The sequence below is a fragment of the Holophaga foetida DSM 6591 genome (genome assembly GCF_000242615.2).
GTDB lineage: Bacteria > Acidobacteriota > Holophagae > Holophagales > Holophagaceae > Holophaga > Holophaga foetida.
Genome location: NZ_KI912268.1, coordinates 572,450 through 590,261, shown reverse-complemented (window position 1 = coordinate 590,261; position 17,812 = coordinate 572,450). Strand labels below are relative to the sequence as shown.

At 63.4% G+C, this 17,812-nt stretch carries 19 protein-coding genes; 9 read left to right on the top strand and 10 right to left on the bottom strand.

Annotation, left to right across the window (positions count from 1 at the left end; translation table 11 throughout):
* Nucleotides 1-19 precede the first annotated feature (19 nt).
* From HOLFODRAFT_RS0202590 to HOLFODRAFT_RS0202565, 6 genes are all read right to left on the bottom strand, one after another.
* Nucleotides 20-787, bottom strand: a complete 768-nt coding sequence (locus HOLFODRAFT_RS0202590) for a DUF707 domain-containing protein (protein ID WP_005031789.1) — start codon at nt 785-787, stop codon at nt 20-22.
* Nucleotides 784-1,665 carry an RluA family pseudouridine synthase gene (locus HOLFODRAFT_RS0202585; RefSeq protein WP_005031786.1) on the bottom strand — a complete coding sequence of 294 codons (882 nt, stop codon included), beginning with the start codon at nt 1,663-1,665 and terminating at the stop codon, nt 784-786. Before HOLFODRAFT_RS0202585 ends, HOLFODRAFT_RS0202590 begins: the two co-directional genes overlap by 4 nt.
* Nucleotides 1,658-1,840, bottom strand: coding sequence for an FmdB family zinc ribbon protein (locus HOLFODRAFT_RS0202580; RefSeq protein ID WP_005031785.1), 183 nt, complete (start codon nt 1,838-1,840; stop codon nt 1,658-1,660). The genes HOLFODRAFT_RS0202585 and HOLFODRAFT_RS0202580 overlap by 8 nt, the downstream gene beginning before the upstream one ends.
* A gap of 80 nt (nt 1,841-1,920) precedes the next feature.
* A complete protein-coding gene (locus HOLFODRAFT_RS0202575) occupies nt 1,921-3,627 on the bottom strand; it encodes a phospho-sugar mutase (RefSeq protein ID WP_005031783.1) in 1,707 nt (568 codons plus the stop codon).
* An 84-nt stretch (nt 3,628-3,711) separates the two neighbouring features.
* Nucleotides 3,712-4,530, bottom strand: coding sequence for an IclR family transcriptional regulator (locus tag HOLFODRAFT_RS18935; RefSeq protein ID WP_005031781.1), 819 nt, complete (start codon nt 4,528-4,530; stop codon nt 3,712-3,714).
* 133 nt (nt 4,531-4,663) lie between these two features.
* Nucleotides 4,664-6,244 carry a methyl-accepting chemotaxis protein gene (locus tag HOLFODRAFT_RS0202565; RefSeq protein WP_005031779.1) on the bottom strand — a complete coding sequence of 527 codons (1,581 nt, stop codon included), beginning with the start codon at nt 6,242-6,244 and terminating at the stop codon, nt 4,664-4,666.
* A gap of 378 nt (nt 6,245-6,622) precedes the next feature.
* Here HOLFODRAFT_RS0202565 and HOLFODRAFT_RS0202560 point away from each other — a divergent pair, with 378 nt between their 5' ends.
* The 8 genes from HOLFODRAFT_RS0202560 (at nt 6,623) to HOLFODRAFT_RS22455 (ending at nt 13,522) form a co-directional block, all read left to right on the top strand.
* A complete protein-coding gene (locus HOLFODRAFT_RS0202560; RefSeq protein ID WP_005031777.1) occupies nt 6,623-7,462 on the top strand; it encodes an undecaprenyl-diphosphate phosphatase in 840 nt (279 codons plus the stop codon).
* A complete protein-coding gene (locus tag HOLFODRAFT_RS0202555; RefSeq protein ID WP_005031775.1) occupies nt 7,459-8,211 on the top strand; it encodes an ABC transporter ATP-binding protein in 753 nt (250 codons plus the stop codon). Before HOLFODRAFT_RS0202560 ends, HOLFODRAFT_RS0202555 begins: the two co-directional genes overlap by 4 nt.
* 1 nt (nt 8,212) lies before the next feature.
* A complete protein-coding gene (locus tag HOLFODRAFT_RS0202550; RefSeq protein WP_005031773.1) occupies nt 8,213-9,406 on the top strand; it encodes an ABC transporter permease in 1,194 nt (397 codons plus the stop codon).
* 30 nt (nt 9,407-9,436) lie between these two features.
* Complete coding sequence (locus tag HOLFODRAFT_RS0202545; RefSeq protein ID WP_005031771.1) at nt 9,437-9,952, top strand: TPR end-of-group domain-containing protein; 516 nt, start codon at nt 9,437-9,439, stop codon at nt 9,950-9,952.
* On the top strand, nt 9,952-10,923 hold the full coding sequence (locus HOLFODRAFT_RS18930) for a gluconeogenesis factor YvcK family protein (RefSeq protein WP_005031769.1): 972 nt from the start codon (nt 9,952-9,954) through the stop codon (nt 10,921-10,923). The genes HOLFODRAFT_RS0202545 and HOLFODRAFT_RS18930 overlap by 1 nt, the downstream gene beginning before the upstream one ends.
* Before the next feature lie 63 nt (nt 10,924-10,986).
* Nucleotides 10,987-12,111 (top strand): DUF4388 domain-containing protein, encoded by a 1,125-nt coding sequence (locus HOLFODRAFT_RS0202535; protein ID WP_005031767.1) that lies wholly within the window; start codon nt 10,987-10,989, stop codon nt 12,109-12,111.
* Nucleotides 12,112-12,135: 24 nt separating this feature from the next.
* A complete protein-coding gene (locus tag HOLFODRAFT_RS0202530; protein WP_005031765.1) occupies nt 12,136-12,846 on the top strand; it encodes a hypothetical protein in 711 nt (236 codons plus the stop codon).
* Between the two features lie 4 nt (nt 12,847-12,850).
* A complete protein-coding gene (locus HOLFODRAFT_RS22455; protein WP_005031763.1) occupies nt 12,851-13,522 on the top strand; it encodes a TetR/AcrR family transcriptional regulator in 672 nt (223 codons plus the stop codon).
* Here HOLFODRAFT_RS22455 and HOLFODRAFT_RS0202520 read toward each other — a convergent pair.
* On the bottom strand, nt 13,491-14,420 hold the full coding sequence (locus HOLFODRAFT_RS0202520) for a hypothetical protein (RefSeq protein ID WP_005031761.1): 930 nt from the start codon (nt 14,418-14,420) through the stop codon (nt 13,491-13,493). The genes HOLFODRAFT_RS22455 and HOLFODRAFT_RS0202520 overlap by 32 nt on opposite strands.
* Before the next feature lie 111 nt (nt 14,421-14,531).
* Here HOLFODRAFT_RS0202520 and HOLFODRAFT_RS0202515 point away from each other — a divergent pair, with 111 nt between their 5' ends.
* Entirely contained in the window at nt 14,532-15,443 is a 912-nt protein-coding gene (locus HOLFODRAFT_RS0202515; protein ID WP_005031759.1) for a tyrosine recombinase XerC, read from the top strand.
* 6 nt (nt 15,444-15,449) lie between these two features.
* Here the strand turns inward: HOLFODRAFT_RS0202515 and HOLFODRAFT_RS0202510 are convergent, their stop codons facing one another.
* The 3 genes from HOLFODRAFT_RS0202510 to HOLFODRAFT_RS0202500 are packed head-to-tail and all read right to left on the bottom strand — an operon-like array spanning nt 15,450 to nt 17,775.
* Nucleotides 15,450-15,824: a response regulator gene (locus HOLFODRAFT_RS0202510; RefSeq protein WP_005031757.1), complete on the bottom strand. Its 375-nt coding sequence runs from the start codon at nt 15,822-15,824 to the stop codon at nt 15,450-15,452.
* Complete coding sequence (locus tag HOLFODRAFT_RS0202505; RefSeq protein WP_005031754.1) at nt 15,821-16,681, bottom strand: CheR family methyltransferase; 861 nt, start codon at nt 16,679-16,681, stop codon at nt 15,821-15,823. Before HOLFODRAFT_RS0202505 ends, HOLFODRAFT_RS0202510 begins: the two co-directional genes overlap by 4 nt.
* Complete coding sequence (locus HOLFODRAFT_RS0202500; RefSeq protein ID WP_005031751.1) at nt 16,678-17,775, bottom strand: protein-glutamate methylesterase/protein-glutamine glutaminase; 1,098 nt, start codon at nt 17,773-17,775, stop codon at nt 16,678-16,680. The genes HOLFODRAFT_RS0202505 and HOLFODRAFT_RS0202500 overlap by 4 nt, the downstream gene beginning before the upstream one ends.
* Nucleotides 17,776-17,812 lie beyond the last annotated feature (37 nt).

Genomic DNA, 17,812 nt, shown 5'->3' with positions numbered 1-17,812 from the left:
CGGGAACAAACCCTTATTCTTAGCGGTACGGCAGGGATTTAGCAATCCAGGCTTTCCATGGGCCGCTCAGGAAGTGGAACCATCTTCGGCGCTTGCCAAGGGTCCGTTGGTCAATCGAAAGTCCATGTTCGCTGACCAGCGCCCGGAGTTCCGCTTCGGGGTCGATGCTCATGGCCTTGTAATACCCTCCATTCGGGGTGACGGGTCTGGTGTGGGTGACGGGCACCGAATCCAGGATGGCGATGCGGCCCCAGCCTTTGTCCAGCACCTGCTGGCACCACCAGTAGTCGAGGCCCCAGCCCGAACGGTTGGTGCCGAAGGTGGGCAGCAGCGCCAGGAGCACGTCGCGGCGGAAGATCGGCACCATCACTTCGACAAAGTTGGTGTACCGCAAGAGATACCGAGGCTTCTGCCGCGTGATCCCATGGCTGATGTGGCTCTCCGGGCTCAACGCGGGCTGCGCCAGGGCCAGGCACTCCCGGTGGAACAGCTGGAACATCCTGGCGATGGTGGCGGCGTCGGTCCGGATATCGTCGTCGGGCAGCCAGATGGCGTCGTACTGGCTGAGCAGATCCACATGCTCAGTAAGCACATGGCGCAGGAGTTCGAACTTGCTGCCCTTGCGGGAGAGGTAGTGCTCGCAGCGATCACGGAAGCGATCCGGGACATTCCCGTAGTAGATCAGCACCAGATCGAATGCCCGGCGAAGGCGGCTGGGTTCAAACCAGCCCTCGTGGAGAGAGTCATCGCCGACACAGACGATGACCAGGTTCTTCCTCGGTTTCATGCTCTGGTCTCCTTGAGGGGGTACGGCGGCGGGCACTCCAGCTCCAGGCCAAGGAGGGGCAGGTTCAGGGTCATGGCGTGCAGGAGGTAGCCCCCGTCCCCTGGGACGGCGCCGGGCAGGAATACGCCACCGGGGCCGTACAGGGGGTCGCCCACCAGGGGGTGCCCGCAGACGGCCATGTGGATGCGGATCTGGTGGGGGCGGCCCGTTTCGATGTGGACTTCCACCAGGCTCGCGTCCTCGCGCCGCTCCAGGACCCGGACATGGCTCACGGCGGGCTTGCCTGCGGGGCTCGGGCCGTGGAGGGTGCCCAGGAGGGGGTGGGGCAGAGGGCCGATGGGGGCGTCCACCGTGAATGCGTCCAGCTCGGGCCAACCCGTCACGAGAGCCCGGTAGACCTTGACCAGCTTGTGTTCCCGCAGGGCCTGGCTGAGGGATTTGCGGGCCCCGGGGCTGCGGGCGAAGACCACGATGCCGGAGGTCGTACGTCCGAGGCGGTGGATCGGATCGGCTCCGGGAAAGCGCAGGCGCACCTGGTGGAGCAGGGTGTGCTCCAGGAAGCCCGCCCCGGGCAGGGTGGGGAGGCCCGAGGGCTTGGCCACGGCCACCAGGTCGGCATCTTCGTAGATCACACCGTAGTCCAGGGGAACCTCAGGCTCCTCCCATGGGGGGCGGGACCAGGTGAGGATCTGGCCCTGCTTCAGGGGGGTTCCCGGATCCATGCTCCGACCATCGATCCGGACCAGTCCCGCCTGGATGCGCTCCCGCCATTCCCCCTCAGGGGTGTGGAGGTAGCGCCCGCTCAGGTAGTCCAGGAGCGCGCAGCCATCGGAGCGGAGGAGGATCTGTTCCGTGTAGGTGCAGCCCTGGTTAGACAATCTCGTAGTCGTTGGCGTCGGACGGATAGTTGTTGCTCTCGGCCTTCAACTCGCCTTTGATCTTGCAGGCCGGGCACTTGCCAAGCTGATCGATGTCGGTGTCATCCAGGGCCTGCCTGAACTTCTTCCCGCAGGTGGTGCACTGATAGAACATCCAGTAGGGTCCCCAGGTCATGGGCTTCTCCTTCGTCGGTTTCCATGGAAAAACAAGCGACAGCTCCGCACCTTGGCGGTGTCTGGGCGGTCACCCCTCTTTCACAAGCCTAGCAGCGCCCTCGCCTCGGCTTCCATGCGGTCGAGCATGGCGGTGTCCGTGCAGCTCTGGAGGTAGACCTTGAGCTTGGGCTCGGTGCCGCTGGGGCGGAAGGCGGCAAAGGCGCCGGATGCCAGGCGGAACTTGAGGACGTTGCTCTTCTCCATCTCCAGGGCCACGTCCGGGCGCTCTGGGCGGTCCTGGATGGGGGCCACGCTGCCATCGGCCCTGTGCCACTCGCAGGTCTGGAAGTCCTCCCAGCTCACGACCTTCTCCCCGGCGAAGACGGTGAGCCCGGCCTCGCGGATGCGGGCCATGGCCGCGGCAAAGCGCTGGGCGCCGCCGGGCTTGGGGTCCTCCAGGTTCACGAGGCGGTTGCAGAAGGTTCCAATCTTGGCCTGAAGGGCCGCCACGGCCTGAACCAGGTTCTGGCCCTGGGCCTTGTAGTGGCCGATGAGTTCCGCCACGAGAAGGGCGGCGGAAACGCCGTCTTTGTCCCGCAGGTCGGAGGACAGGCACATGCCGATGCTCTCCTCGGCGCCGAAGGCGTAGGTCTCGCCCACTTCCTCCAGCCGGTTCATGCAGACGGCGATGTTCTTGAATCCCGTTAGGGTCCAGACCGTGGGGATGCCGTGGAGGGCTCCCACCTTGGCCAGGAAGTCGGAGGTCACGACGGTGGTGACCACGGCGCCCTTCACGCCCTTTTCCCGGGCCAGGTAGTCGAGGGTCAGACCCGCCATATCGTTGCCGGTCATCTGGATCCACTGGCCTTCGTGCTTGAGGACCACCCCGAGGCGGTCGGCGTCGGGGTCGTTGGCCAGGATGGCGTCCACGCCCAGCTTTTCCGCCTCCTCGATGGTCACCTTGAAGGCCGCCATCTCTTCGGGGTTGGGCCGGGGGGCGGTGGGGAAGCTGCCGTCCTGGACGGCCTGGGGCCCGCAGATCTCCAGGGGCAGTCCGGCCCGTTTGAAGATCTCCGGCACGAAGGCGATGCCGGTGCCGTGGAAGGGGGTGAACAGGACCCTGGCAGGCGTGAAGACCTTGGGGTGGGCCAGGGAGTCCACCGCCATCTGGATGAAGGCCTCCTCGACTTCCCTGGGGAAGGGCAGGATGCGGGCATCGCCCTCGGGACTGGGGGGTGGGGGCACCAGGGGCAGGGCGGACATGGCAGCCTCCACCTCCGTATCCCAGGGGGTCACCACCTGGCCGCCCTTGTCGTCATAGGCCTTGTAGCCGTTGTAGATCTTGGGGTTGTGGGAGGCCGTGACGATGACGCCGCAGGCGCTCTTCAGCTGGCGCATGGCGAAGCAGAGGAAGGGGGTGGGCAGGGGGCGGTCCCCCAGGTAGACGGTATAGCCCGCCTCCGCCAGCACCCGGGCGGCTTCCCGGCCGTAGACATCGGACTGGAGCCGGGTGTCGAAGCCCACGATGGCGATCTTTCCCTCGGGGGCGCGGCGTTTGGTGACTTCCGCCAGGGCCAGGGTGGCCCGGCGCACGTTGGGCTGGTTCATGCGCCGCAGGCCGGCGCCCATGATGCCCCGCAGGCCTCCGGTGCCAAAGGCCAGGGGTTCGAAGAAACGGTCCACCAGTTCCGCCGAGGCGGCCGCATCGCCCCCCTCCGCCGACTTCACCAGGGTTTCCAGCTCTGTACGGAGTTCCGGTTCCAGGTGGGGGAAGGACAGATAATCGCGGGCAGCGGCGATGGACATGAACACCTCTTCTATCCACAGGCAGTGGGCTGAACTTCCAAGGATAGCGTCCGGGAGCCGTTCCGACACCTGGAACTGAGCACCCTAGCCCCAGGTTGCGGCCTTGCCTGGGAAGACCCAGCCATCGAGGGGGTTCCGGGAATGGTCCTGCAAGCGTCGGAGCAGACTCTGACGGCAATCCTTCAGGGCTTCGCAGACCTGCGCCTCGACATCCTTGTAGCGGCGGGTGGGGATGGGGACGCTAAGCGCTGCCAGGACCGCTCCCTGCATGGGAAGCGAGGCCGCGATGGAGCAGATTCCAAGGGTGTGCTCCTGGTGGTCGAAGGCCAATCCCCGCTCCCTCACGGTTTCCAACTCTGGCAGGAGTATGGGCCATTCAACAATGGTCCTGTGGGTCAAGGGTGCCAGGGCGAGCCTGGTCTGGTAGGGCTCCAGATCCTGGGGAGGCATGGCTGCCAGGAGGGCCTTGCCGCAGGCTGAGCCGTGGAGCGGAAGCGAGCTGCCAACGCTGGCGGTCGCCATCAGCGGGTGCTTGCCCCGAGCCTGGTCCACCACGATGGCCTTGCCATGGGAGAGGATGGCGAGACTGGCGGTCTCACCTGTGCTGCTGGCCAACTGCAGGAGGGTGGGGTGGACCATGTTCACAATATCGAAGGGCCGCACGGAGCGGGCCAGACGGGTCAGGGTCGGGCCCAGGCGGTACCCCTTGGGAGAGCCCAGCACCAGATTGGCCTCTTCTAGGCTCCTGAGGATCCGCTGGGTCGTGGAAGGGGCCAGTTTCGCGAGGCTGGCCAGCCTGCGGATGGGAAGGCCGTTGGGGTGATCGTGAAGCAGATGCAGGACGTCCACGGCCCGGTTCAGGGCCTGAATGCTGGTGGAGGGCTTCTCTTCTGGATCGGTCATGGCCTGTTTCTGCAGTGGGGGCCGCCAAGTTGGGTGGCGAAATATATTTTGCTATATAACGACCCCCTTGGGAAGCACGCATAGAACACAGCGCGCCTCCCAAGGGGAGACGCGCTGTGTCTGCACTCCCCTGCTAAACCTGGAACTGGGCCACTGAAAGGTTGAGACCCTCGGAAATCCTCGCCAGTTCGGCGGAAGTCCGCGAAATCTCATGGACGGTGGCAGAGAGCTGGCGAGTCGCTACGGCGTTCTGGCGGACCTCGGAAGCGGCCCCTTCCACCTGTCGGGCCACCTGGTTGGCGGTGCTGGTCTGCTCCCCGGTGGCGGTGCCGATCTCCTTCACCATGGAGGCCATGGTCTCGATGGAGGACTGGAGGTGCTCCATCTGTTCCAGGCTGGTCCTGACCGAAGTGTGTCCTTCGGTGACAGCGGCGTGGGTTTCGCTCAGGAGCGTCTCGATTTCCTGGGCGGAGGCCCGGCTGCGTTCCGCCAGCTTGCGGACTTCCTCGGCCACCACGGCGAAACCCTTGCCCTGGGCTCCTGCCTTGGCGGCTTCGATGGCCGCATTGAGGGAAAGGAGATTGGTCTGGCGGGCGATCTCCTGGATCACCGAGATGGCCCTGGCGATGCGGGCGGTGACTCCCTGGATGCGGGCCATGTCTTCGGCGGCGGCTTGGCTGCCCTGGGTGCCCTCTTCCACGGCCTGGACGGCCTGGTGGGAGTGATCCACGGAAGTCTGGACGTTGCCGGCCACCTGCTCGACGTTGGCGGAGAGTTCGAGCATGGCGGAGGCGACGCTTTCCGTGACTTGGTGCAGGCTGTTGCCACCTTCCGCGATGACCTGGGTGGCCTGGGCCATTTCTTCGGCGGTGGCGCTGAGCTGGGTGGCACCACTGGATACGGAGGCGGCGGCTTGGGCGACTTCCCCGATGGTGCTTCGGAGTCTGGCCAGGGTGGCATTCATGGAGGCAGCCAGGACGCCGATCTCATCCCGGCTGTCCACCTCAGCCTCGATCCTCAGATCCCCGCTCTCGACGGTCTTGAGGACATCCACGAAGCGCTTGACCGGCTGCACAATGCTTCGGGTGATGACGATGGAGGCACTGATGCCCAGTACCAGGGCCACCAGGGCGATGCCCATGATCAGGAACATGCCAGTCCTCTGGACCCCCTGGCTCTCCGCAAAGGCTTTGGTGCTCTGATCAGCCATGAACCTGGAGAGCTTCTGGAGGTGATTGCTTCCCACCTGGTTGGTGGCTGCCGCCTTGCCCAGCAGGGTCCGGGTGGCCTCCTTCTTCCTTCCGGCCCGGATATGGTCCATGACCTCGGTATTCGCGGCTCTGGCAGCCTGGGAACTCTCTTCGAAAGCCTGGAAGAGGGCCTTGGCCTCGGGATTTGAAAGGAGGGGTTGCAGCTGCTTGGTCGCTTCCAGGTACAGCGTCCGATCCTGGGCGATGGCTGCCAGTTCCTGCTCCACGGTCTGGGGGGAGTCCGCAAGGATCACACTCCTCAATCCCCGGTGAATCCGAGTGATGCTTACGTCCATGACGGCTACCTGGCGTTCTGCTTCACTGTACACCTTGACGATGCGCTCCATATGCTGACCCAGCTGCGCCATCCGGTTCAAAGATCGTTCGGCGACGGCGGCCAGCAGGATCAATACCAGGGCGAAGGCGGCGCCCAGTCGTTTGCCGATACTCAGGGATTTCAGCATGAGGTCCTCGGGGTTGGGGGGTCTCTGTTGTTGATGGATATGTGACATTGCTTCATTTCTGAATGTGCCAACAATAGCAATTCTGGCCCTGTTTTCGAGCAAAAAATCACTATACGATGTTTATTGATTGGATAATTATTGGTTTAATATGCATAATGGCGTCAGTTGTTCTAAAACAATGCCATATTGGTCATATCCATCTTGTTTCAGAATGTATCATTATTATTTATATACAATTATAATTTTATAATTAATTCAATGTATCGATCTGGGTGCACGGGAGATCCCCCTCGCCGTCGGGAATGGGTGCTCGTGCGTCTTCTTGCAGCCTCTGAACCCCCCTGGATATGCGAGACTGGGCTTTTCTCGGGGTATTGCATGACGCTTCTTCACGCCATCCTGTTGGGCCTGGTCCAGGGGCTCACGGAGTTCCTGCCGGTCTCTTCAACGGCGCACCTGACCCTGGTGGAGAACCTCCTGCTCAAGCAGAGCATGCCTCTGGCCTATGATGTCCTGCTCCATGTGGGGACCCTGGCGGCCCTGGCGGTCTACTTTCGGAAGGATCTGGCAAAGATGGTCCGGGGGATCTTCGGGGGGGATCCAGAGGGCCAGCGGATGGTCCTCCTGCTGATCATCGCCATGGTGCCCACCGGGGTCTTCGCCCTGTTGACCCGGCACTGGAAGGAGCTCGCCAAGGGCCATCTGTGGCTTTACGGCGTCTTCCTCCTGGTCACGGCGGGGATGCTTTTCGTGGCCAATACCACTGCCAAGCGCCGCAATGGGCGTGATCTCAGTCAGATCAATGGGTGGGATGCCCTGGCGGTGGGGGCCATCCAGGGGCTGGGGGGCGGGTTCGGGCTTTCCCGAAGCGGCTCCACCATCTGTGTGGGCGTATTCCGGGGCTTGCAGCTCCCGGCCTCCGCCCGCTTCAGTTTCCTGCTGGGCATGCCCACCATCGCCCTGGCTGCGCTATACGAAGGCAAGAAGGTGGTGATGCCCCTCCTGCGTCACCAGCCCCTGCCTCCCGAGTTGGCCTTTCCTGCCGGTTCCATCTCTCCGACCCTGGCATGTGCCGTCGGTGTGGTCGTGGCGGGGCTTTCAGGATACGCCGCCATCGGGCTCCTGGATCGCTTCACCCGCCAGCCCAGACTCCATGGCTTCGCTGCCTATTGTGTTCTTGCGGGGCTTGCCGTCCTTGTCTTGGGGCTGCGGGGATGATCGAACTGGTGGATGTCCACAAGGGCTTCACGGTCCGGGACCGCAAGACCCGCCGGAAAAAGCGCATCGAGGCCGTTCGCGGCGTCACCTTTTCGGTGTGTCCGGGCGAAATCTATGGGCTGCTCGGACCCAACGGGGCAGGGAAATCCACCACCCTGCGCCTCATCGCGGGGCTCATGCAGGCTGAAAGGGGCCGACTCCGGGTCTGCGGATTCGATGCGGAACGGGAACCCGAACAGGCCCGGGCCTGCATCGGGTATCTCTCAGGGGATCTCAATGTATATGGGCGATTCACGCCCCGGGAGTTCCTGAAGCTCTTCGGCCAGTTCCAGGACATGGAGGCCCACGTCGCCGAGGGCCGGGCTCAGGCCCTCATGGAGCGTCTGGGGCTGCTGGATTTCATGGATGTGCGCATGGAGGGCTTCTCCACGGGCCAGAAGCAGAAGGTCAGTGTGGCCCGGGCTCTGCTCCACGACCCCGGGGTGGTGGTTTTCGACGAGCCCACCACGGGCCTGGATGTCCTCACCGCGAAAACCGTCCTGGACCTCCTGCGGGAGCTTCGCGCCGAAGGCCGGACTGTCATCGTCTCCACTCATGTCATGCCCATGGTGGAGGACATCTGTGACCGGGTGGGGATCCTTTTCGATGGGATTCTGCACGGGGATGCCCCCCTGGAGCAGCTCCTCTCGGACCGGGGGGCCCGGAACCTGGACGAGGTGTTCTTCCAGTTGGCCGCGGGGGAGGCCTGACATGCGGGGCGCTCTGCTGGTTTGCAAGAAGGAGTTCCTGGAGCTCTCCAAGGACAGGAGGACGGTCTTCTTCACCTTCCTCCTGCCGATCATCCTCTACCCGCTTCTCATCGCCATGGTGGCCGGCCTGAGCCGCACGGACGAGGTAAAGCGCCAGGGACGGGCCAGCCGGGTGCTGCTGGTGGACCCTGGGGGGCTGTTGGAGCCGCTCCTGCGGGCCGAGCCCGAGTCCTTCGAGCTGGTATCGCCTCCTGCGGGGGATCTGCGCCGGGCCATCCGGGATCAGCGTTTGGAAATGCGCATCCAGGTGGAGCCTGAGGCGCCCTTGAAGCTCAAGCGCCAACAGACCTTCACCATCACGGCTGCCTGCGATCCCAGCGAGGATGCCTCAGGTCTGGCCTTGTCGCGATTGAAACGGGTTCTGGAAAAGCAGAATCACCGTTGGGTCCAGGAAAGGCTCCGGCAGGCCGGGGCTTCCCTGGAACTGGACGCGCCCTCGCGCCTGGAGACTCTCGAAATGGGGGATCTGGGCCTGAAGGTGGGGCGCACTCTGGGCGCCTTCCTTCCCTACCTCCTGATGCTCATGATGTTCGCGGGCTCCATGCAGCACGGTATCTACGCCACAGCGGGCGAGAAGGAGCGGGGCACGCTCCTGAGTCTGCTCTCCACCCGCCTCCCCCGGCACCAGATCATCTGGGGCAAGCTCCTCTACGTTTTCTCCGTGGGGCTCATGAGCGCCATCATCAACCTGCTCAGCATGGGGCTATCCATCGGCGGCGCGTTCAAGGGTGGGGTGGCGGTTTCCGGGGGAAGCCTGGCGGACTTGGCCAGCCCGGCCGTCCTGGGGCTCACCTTCCTCCTGATGGTCCCCCTCGGCCTGCTCTTCGCCAACTTCATCGTGATGATGGGGATCCGGGCCAGGAATTCCATGGAGGCCGGCACGTCCATCATGCCTGGGATGGTGGTGGTCATGGTGATGGCCGTCTTTTCCATGGCTCCAGGCATTGAGAAGATGCCCTTCCTGCCCTATGTGCCGATCCTCAATGTGAGTCTGGCTGTCCGCAAGCTCTTCAGTCAGCAGGGGAACGCTTTCGAATACGGAATCGCCCTGGCCATGACCTTGGGGCTGGCAGCGGCCTTGACTTGGCTTTCTACCCGGCTGCTCAACCGCGAGACAGCGGTTTTTACGTTATAGTGGGGATTCTTGACATTTCCGAGGGTGAGCATGGCTAACAATTCGAAGATCGCCGGAACCGCTTCCACATCCGAACGGGGGCTGGAAGCTAAGTTGTCGGAGGCCCTCGAGAAACTGTATTCCGGTCAGGGCGCCAAGGCTCAGGAGCTCCTTCAGGCTCTCGGTCGGGAGGCTTCCGAGGCTGGAGATCTCGTGGTGGCCCGTCGGGTCCGCACATCCCTGATGGCTCTGGCCCGCAAGGGCACCCAGGCCTCCCTGGTGCTTCCTGCCTCCAGCGAGATGACCATCCAGGTCCACCTCAACCGCGGGGAGGGCAAGGAAGCCCTGGCCATGGCTGAGGAGGCCCTCAAGGCCGCTCAGGACCGGGGCGGTCTCCACTACCTCAAGGCCCTGGCCCTGGCCCAGTTGGGCGAGGGTGAGCGCTCCGCCGAGGCCCTGCAGCAGGCTCTGACCCTGGAGCCCGGCCTCCACCATCAGTTCCTTCTTGAAAAGGATTTCGATAGCGTCCGGGCCACCGCCGCCTTCGGGGAATTCGAGCGCTTCTAGTGCATCCCGATCAGCCCCTCAAGGTGGTCGCCATTGGCGGCGGCACGGGGCTGGCGGCCCTTCTCCGGGCGCTCAAGATCGAGGCTGGAAGGCCCAGGGATCCCTGGAAGCTCACCGGTATCGTTACGGTTTCCGACAATGGGGGATCTTCCGGTCGGCTGCGGACGGAGCTGGGGGGCATCCCGCCCGGGGATCTCCGCAACTGCCTGACCGCGCTGATCCGGGAGGATTCCTCTCTTTCGGACCTGATGAACTACCGCTTCCAAGGCAGCGGGTCCCTGGCGGGACACGCCCTCGGCAACCTGATGCTCCTCGCCCTGGCGGAGATCACAGGCAGTTGGGTGAAGGCCCTGCGGGATCTCTCTGGCAGCCTCGTGACCCTGGGGCGGCTCTTTCCGTCCACCCTGGTTCCTGTGACCCTGGTGGCGGAGGACATGGCCGGGCAACGCTACGATGGCGAGACGGCGGTCAACGATTCCAAGCCCCCCCTGGCTCGCCTCTGGCTGGAGCCCCAGGCCCCTGATCCCCTCCCTGAATCCATGCTGGCGGTGCTCCAGGCGGATCTGATCCTGCTCGCCCCGGGGAGTCTCTACACCTCCACCATCCCCAACCTGCTCATCGATGAACTCAGGGATGCCATCGTGCGTTCTGAGGCCCCGGTCGTATACATCGCCAACCTCATGACTGAGCCTGGGGAAACGGCAGGCCTGACCCTGGAAGATCATCTCGCGGCCATCCAGGCCTTCGGTGGGCTGGGGGTCCGGGCGGTCATCGCCAACGAGGCGCCCCTCCCCGCATCGGTGCTGGACCGCTATCGTCAGGAGGGGGGGGCACCCATTCTGATCAGTGCTTCAAAGATTTGTGGCGTGCCTGTTTATTCCAGGGATCTGGTAGATCCTTCTATGGATACCGTGCGTCACCACCCTGAACGGCTGATCCGGGCGATCCGGGACTGCCTCGAAACCTTATAGCCTTTCTTCGGGTGGTCGATGAAAATGAGCTAGGACTGCAGGTTGTGCTGATGGAGCTAATTGATGGGACTCAAGGGGGATCTGGTTACCATGGGCCTGGAAGACATCTTCCAGTGGCTGGCCGTGGGCAAGAAGACCGGCATCCTTGAACTCAAGGGCCTCCTTCATACCAAGCGAGTGGCCTTTCATGAAGGGCGGGTCACCAGTGTCTGGTCCTCCGACCCACGGGAGTACCTGGGGCAGTACCTGCTGGCCTACAATCGCATCTCCGAAGAGCAGCTTCGGGAGGCCCTGACCGCCCAGGAGGACGAGAACCAGCTCCTGGGCCGCATCCTTGTCAGTCGTCAGCTCATCACCGAGGCCGAGATCCGGCGCATCGTCCAGCTCAAGGTCGAGGAGTCCATCTTTGACACCTTCCTGTGGGAGGTCGGCAATTTCGAGTTCTTCGATGGGCAGGGAGCTCAGCAGCGGTCCATGTTGTTGAGTCTTGATGTCACGGGGATTGTCCTGGAGGGGGCCCGCCGCAAGGACGAGTGGCAGCGGATCCGCAAGGTGGTCAAGGGCGGGGATGCCGTTGTCCAGGCCATTTCTGAGGCCATTGCCGAAATGCTGCCCCTGGCCCCGGAGGACGCGGACCTGCTGTCCCGTCTGGATGGCCAGAAGACCATTGATCAGCTTGTGATCGAGATGCGCGCCCCTGAGTTCAAGGTCAACAAGCTGGTTTTCGACCTTCACGAAAAGGGGATGCTCCGCATCGTCCACCCCGGTGGCAAGCTGGGGGAGCATTCCAGTCTCCACTTGCAGCGGGCCCGCCAGCTGGTGGAAAAGCAGAAGCTTCAGGAGGCGCAGTCGGAGCTCAAGCAGATCCTCACAGAGCAGCCCAAATCCCAGGAAGCCACCCGAATGTTGGAGGTGGTGGAGCACCTGATGGAGGAGTCCACCATCGACGAGACCCTGGTGCCCGAGTTGGCGGTTAGCATTGAGGAGCTCATGCAGGCTCAGCTCGGCCCCAACGAGGCCTTCCTGGCCACCCGAGTCAATTCGGTGTGGAGCATCAAGGACATCATCTCCATCTCGCCCTTTCCCCATGACGAATGCCATGCCATCTTTGCGAAGCTGCTCAAGCGTGGGATTCTCAAGCTACAGCAAATGCCATCAGGGGGGATCCAGCCGGGGAACTACCGCTGAATCCTCCTGTTCCGGAGGTTTCTCATGCGTATTCCCCTTTCCATCGCTCTGATACTTGCCCTGGGCCTTCCCGCCCAGGCGGCTTCCAAGCCCAAGCCCGCTCCGGCTTCCGTCAAGCAACTTCAGAATCAGGTCAAGCAGCTCAGCCAGGAACGGGATGAACTCAAGGATCGTCTGGCCGCTCTTGACAGTCTCCAGCAGGAGGCCGCTGGTGCCCGGAAGAGCCGGGATCTGGCCCGGGAGGAGTCCTCCACCCTCCGCAGGGAATTGGACCAGCTCAAGGCCTCCATGGCTGAGAATCAGCATGGCCTCGACAACATCCTGGGGGATCTCAAAAAGGCTAAGGCGGAAACCGCCACCGTCCAGGATGAGAACGCGGACCTGAGGAAGCGTCTGGCCGAGGCCGAGGTCCGCCTCCAGGGGCGGACGGGGGACGGGGCACCCGTGGTGCTGTCCTCGGGAATCACCCCCGCCAGGGTGATGAACCTTGGCCGCCAGACTCCCAGCGTCCGCAGGGCCCGTGGGGTAGTCGTGGTGAATGTCCTGGTGAGTGAGGCCGGGGACGCCATGGAGGTGCGGCTTCTCCAGGGGCTCTCCGGGGAAGGGGAATGGATCCAGAAGGCCAACGAGGCCTGCCTGGACGCCGCCAAGCGCCTGGTTTTCGATCCCGCCCGGGCTGCGGACGGCAAGACCCCCGTCAAGGTCTGGCAGGGCGTCGGCTTCTACCTGGAGTAGCATGATGTCCCAGCCTGTATCCGATACCTGCACCGTCCTTCTGGATGCCGCCCTGGAATGCTTTTCCCACTACGGATTCGAGGGCACGAGCATCCGGATGATCGCCGACAGGGCTGGGCGTCCCCTGTCCCTCATCTCCCACCACTTTGGGGGCAAGGAGGGGCTTTACGTGGAGGTGTTCCGGCACATGATGACGGAATTCCGGGAGCGATTCCTGGCAAACACCGCCCTTCAGAGGGGGGTGCCCACGACCCGCGAGGCGGCCATTGAATCGCTCCGGGATCTGGTCCGCTTCCTTTATGCCGATCTGGCCATCAAGCAGCAGAACCAGAATCGGGCCCACGAGTGCGGCTCTGTCCTCTGGCTTCGAGAGTTCCGCTCCCCGAGACCGGCGCTGAAAGAGCTTATCCACTCTTCCCTTGGTCCCATCGCAGATCGGCTAAAAGCCTGCACCACGATCCTCTGTCCCGCTCTGGATGCAGCGAAGGTCCGATTCCTGTGCATCTCGGTCCTCGGAATGATCCAGGGGCATTCCATGATGTTCGGATTGAACGAGGTGATCTGGGGAGGGGCGGAGACTGCTGATGATCCCGAGGAGAGCACTGAACGCATCCTGGCCCTCTGCATGCGGGGACTGGAGGGCTTCACCAGCGGTAACCCAGCCCAGCAAGCATGACATCCGTATCCCGGTGGTAGTGCGTGAGGGTCCGATTCCAGCTCAGGCGGCCCACCCCCTGCTCCCAGAGTTGGCAGTGAAGGCTCATGGTCAGTCGCAGGTCGGTTTCGAACTCGACGGTCTTCTCCCCGGATTTCCGGGAGAAGACCCGGCTGAAGTAGGGGCCCGCCCCGAAACCGATGCCCCACCTCTGGCCCAGGTCCGCTGCACCCCACAGTTGAAGAGCCAGACCATCCCGGTCCAGCTGGGCGGTGTCACCCTCGTCGCTGTAAGTGAGGGTGAATTCCAGGGGGGTGGCGAGCTTTCGCCTGTATTCGATGGCATAGGCTGTGGCGGATTGGCTCTCGAAGCTGTTGAGAATGGTGCGACCCACAAAGAAGGTCAGTTCGTTTTCTGATTCGTCCCGTGGCGATGGTGACGAATCCACCGAAGCTGGAGCCTCGGTGCGGTGGCTGAATCCGAGGAGGATGCTCTGGGTCTGGGGATCCCCTTCGCCCACTGTCCGGTTCGCCTGAATGAATCCGTCCCAATTCCCGGCGAGAGGGTACTGGGATTTTATGCTGATTAATTGTTTGTATCCATGTTGATTGCGGTACCCGGAAGCTGCGTTTTCACCGGTGGTATCGAAATCGCGATAGGTGCCGAGGCCCAGTCCCAGGCGGAGCCGATGGTAATCCATGTTGTGGAATCGCCAGAACTGGAGGGCGAGGCCATCCCGATGGTGATCCTCAAGGTGCCCCTCGTTCAGCCAGGTGAGGCTGATGCCCCACTTGGCCGAGATCGGTTGTAGATACTGGATCTGCCATGCATAGGTCTGGGTTACCCCATTCAGCGGACGCAACTGACCCAGGCCGAAGGATATTTCCTGGGCCCCCAGAGGGAGGACGGCCAGAAGCATCGCACTCCAGAGTTGCCTCACAACAGAGGGGAAGCCAGCGCATGGCTGTGACAGGAAGCGCATGGGGGGCAGTATAGCTCGGGCATGCGAACGGGGCTGTAGAATGCTTCCATGCCCCAGCCCGCAACCCTATTCGAACCCATACAGGCCTTCCACCTGGAACAGCAGGCCAGGGGGGTGTCTCCCCACACGGCCCGGGCCCAGAGGGGGGATCTGGAAAAGTTCCTGGCCCACGCCGTTGCCGCCAAGTGGGAGGGCTGGGATGTGAAGCCCAGAACTCTGCGCGGCTTCTCTCTGGAACTGGGGGAGCGGGGGCTGGATCCTGCCAGTCAGGCCCGTATCCTGAGCACGGTGCGGGGCTTCTACCGCTGGCTCTGGGAGACCAGGCGCATCCAGTCCAACCCGGCGGCGGTGCTGCGTAACCCCAAGCAGGCCCAGCGTCTTCCTGCCTTTCTTACGGAGGAGGAGAGCCGGGGGCTCCTGGAATTGCCTCCGGCCCTGGACTTCATCTCGGCGCGGCTCCGATGCCTGCTGGAGCTCCTGTATGCTTCCGGGCTGCGGGTCTCCGAACTGACGGGGCTCGACCTCCACGACCTTCTCCTGGAGCAACGTACCCTGCGGGTCTGGGGCAAGGGCAGCAAGGAACGGCTGGTGCCCTTCCATCAGGAGGCCGAAGAGATCCTGAGGACCTACCTGGGCTTCCGGGGGGCCTTCCTGGCGGAGAAGGGCCTGCCCCCAAGCCAGGCCCTCTTCCTGAACCAGCGGGGGGGGCGCCTGACCCCCACCAGTGTCCGTACCTTCCTGGCCCAGGTCCTGGAGCATGCGGCCCTTCGGGCCAAGATCAGCCCCCATGCCCTGCGGCACAGCTTCGCCACCCATCTCCTCAACCGAGGCATGGATCTCCGGGCCATCCAGGAGCTCCTGGGACACGCCTCTCTCAGCACCACCCAGCGCTACACCCACCTTGATCTGGAGCAGCTGGCGAAGACCTACGAAAAGGCCCATCCCAGGGCGAGGAAATAGCCATGCCTAGAAACACCCGAGGCACTGGGCGATCTTGGAACTCAGGTCCTCCTGGTTGAAGGGCTTGGTGACGTAGTTTGCGGCTCCGGCCTGGATGGCCTGGACGATACGGGTGCGGTCGGATTCGGTGGTCACCATCATGACCGGGATGTTCTTATAGCGGGCATCGGCCTTGATCCGGGTGAGGGTTTCAAATCCGTCCATTTCGGGCATGTTCACGTCCAGGATGATGAGATCCAGGTCCGGGGCGTGTTGGGGGAGCAGATCCAGGGCCTGGAGGCCGTTTTCGGCCTCCAGGAATTCATAGCCCATGACCGCTACAGCGCGGCCAATGATGCGGCGCATGGTGGCGGAATCGTCTACCGAAAGGATCTTGGTCATGGTGCCCCCTTTGGGCGGGAATAGCGGTAATAGGTCCCGTTGGCGTGGGAAAGAGCTTCGAAATCGTCGACGAGGCCCCGGAGCGATTCCACGGCACTGATGATGAGGTGCCCGCTGGGGGACAGGATCCGGGCGATGCCCGAGTAGATCTGGCGCTTGAAGCTCTCCGAGAAATAGATGGCCACGTAGCGGCAGAAGACCACGTCCATCTTGCCCAGGGAGTCCAGGGGATCCTGCAGATTGAAACGCCTGTAGGTGATCATCTGCTTGAGGGAGTCCTTAACGGTCCAGACCGGGCCGGCAGGCTCGAAGTAGGTGTTGCGATGGTAATCCGGCAGGCCCCTTGCTATGGCGGCGGCATCGTAACGCCCGGCCTTGGCGAGGAAGAGGGCGGAAGGGCTGATGTCCGTGGCGAGGATCTCGAAGTGCTCTGGCCGGATGCCGGGGTTCGCCTTGCAGAACTCCTGGATCGTCATGGCGATGGAGTAGGGTTCCTGGCCTGTGGAACTGGCAGCGGACCAGATGCGGATCCGGAATCGGCTTCCGGAGCGGACCTCCTCGGCCAAGGGGGGAAGGAGCTTGGTCTTGAGGATTTCGAAGGGGTGCTGGTCCCGGAACCAGAGGGTTTCGTTGGTTGTCATCGCGTCCACGATCCTGTCCCGGAGGGTGGGGGAGCCGTTGGCAGCGGCCAGCCGGTAGAATGAACCGAAATCCTGGCACCCCGTTTCAACCAGGAGGCTGGCGAGGCGGGTCTCCACGAGATAGGCCTTCTCCTCTCCCAGGGCGATGCCACAGTGCTGCTCGATGTAGTCCCGTAGCAGTTTGAATTCGTTCGGGCTGATGGTCTCCTGGATCACGGAATCCCCCCTTCCCGGACGAGTCTGACGAGGCGCTGGGCCAGTAGGGGCAGGGGGATCTGCTCGTCCGAGAGGCCCGCTTCGTCCACTGCCATGGGCATGCCGTAGACGACGCAGGTTTCAGCGCTTTGGGTAAGGCAGTGGCATCCACGCCGCTTGAGGGTACGCACACCCTCGCAACCGTCATTTCCCATGCCGGTCATGATGACGGCGGCGATGCCCTTGTCGTACTGGGCGGCCATGGAGCGGAAGAGCACATCCACCGATGGGCGGCAGGAGTTTTCCGGCGGGTTTTCGTTGATGCCGATGATGCGTTGGCAGCCATTGCCGCCCCCCATCTCGTGGCGGCGCACTACCATATGCTTGCCGCCGGGGGCGATGTAGACGCTTCCTGTCTGGATCGGCTCCCCCTCCTGGGCTTCGCAGACCCGCAGGTGGCTTCGGCGGTCAAGGTGCTCCGCCAGGGAGGCGGTGAAGGTTGGCGGCATGTGCTGCACCACCAGGATCGGCACCGGGAAGTCTGCGGGAAGGAGGGGGATCAGCTCTGCCAGCGCGTTGGGGCCACCGGTACTGACCCCGATTCCCACGACCTCGATGCGACCGAGTGGGGGCTTGGCGAGGACAGGGGGTGGCGGGGGTGGCAGAGGAGCTGGCCTTGGGGCGGCGGGTGCCCGCATGTTGCGACGGGTGCCAATGTGGCGGATGAGGGGTCGCAGCTTGTCCCGGAGCTCCTGGCGGCTGGCTTCGGGGTCGGCGCCCTCGGGTTTGCGGATGAAATCCAGAGCCCCTTGCTCCAGGGCCTGCACGGTGATCTCGGCGGAACTCATGTTCGTGCCGCTGATCATGACGACATCCGTATCAGGCCAGCGTCTCCGGAGATGCCCCAGGGTTTCGAGCCCATCCATCTCGGGCATCTCCACATCCAGCAGCACCAGGTCAGCGGGGGTCTGCTCCATTCTGGCCAGGGCCAGCCGCCCCTGGCTGGCGGTTCCGATCAACTGGACGCCCTCAAGGGATTCCAGGACTTCGCTAAGGATCTTTCGGTAGACGATGGTGTCATCCACTACCAGGACGTTCAGGTCGGGAGAGGGCATGGATTCCTTGTCGGCAAAGACTGGCGGGCCCTGAGAA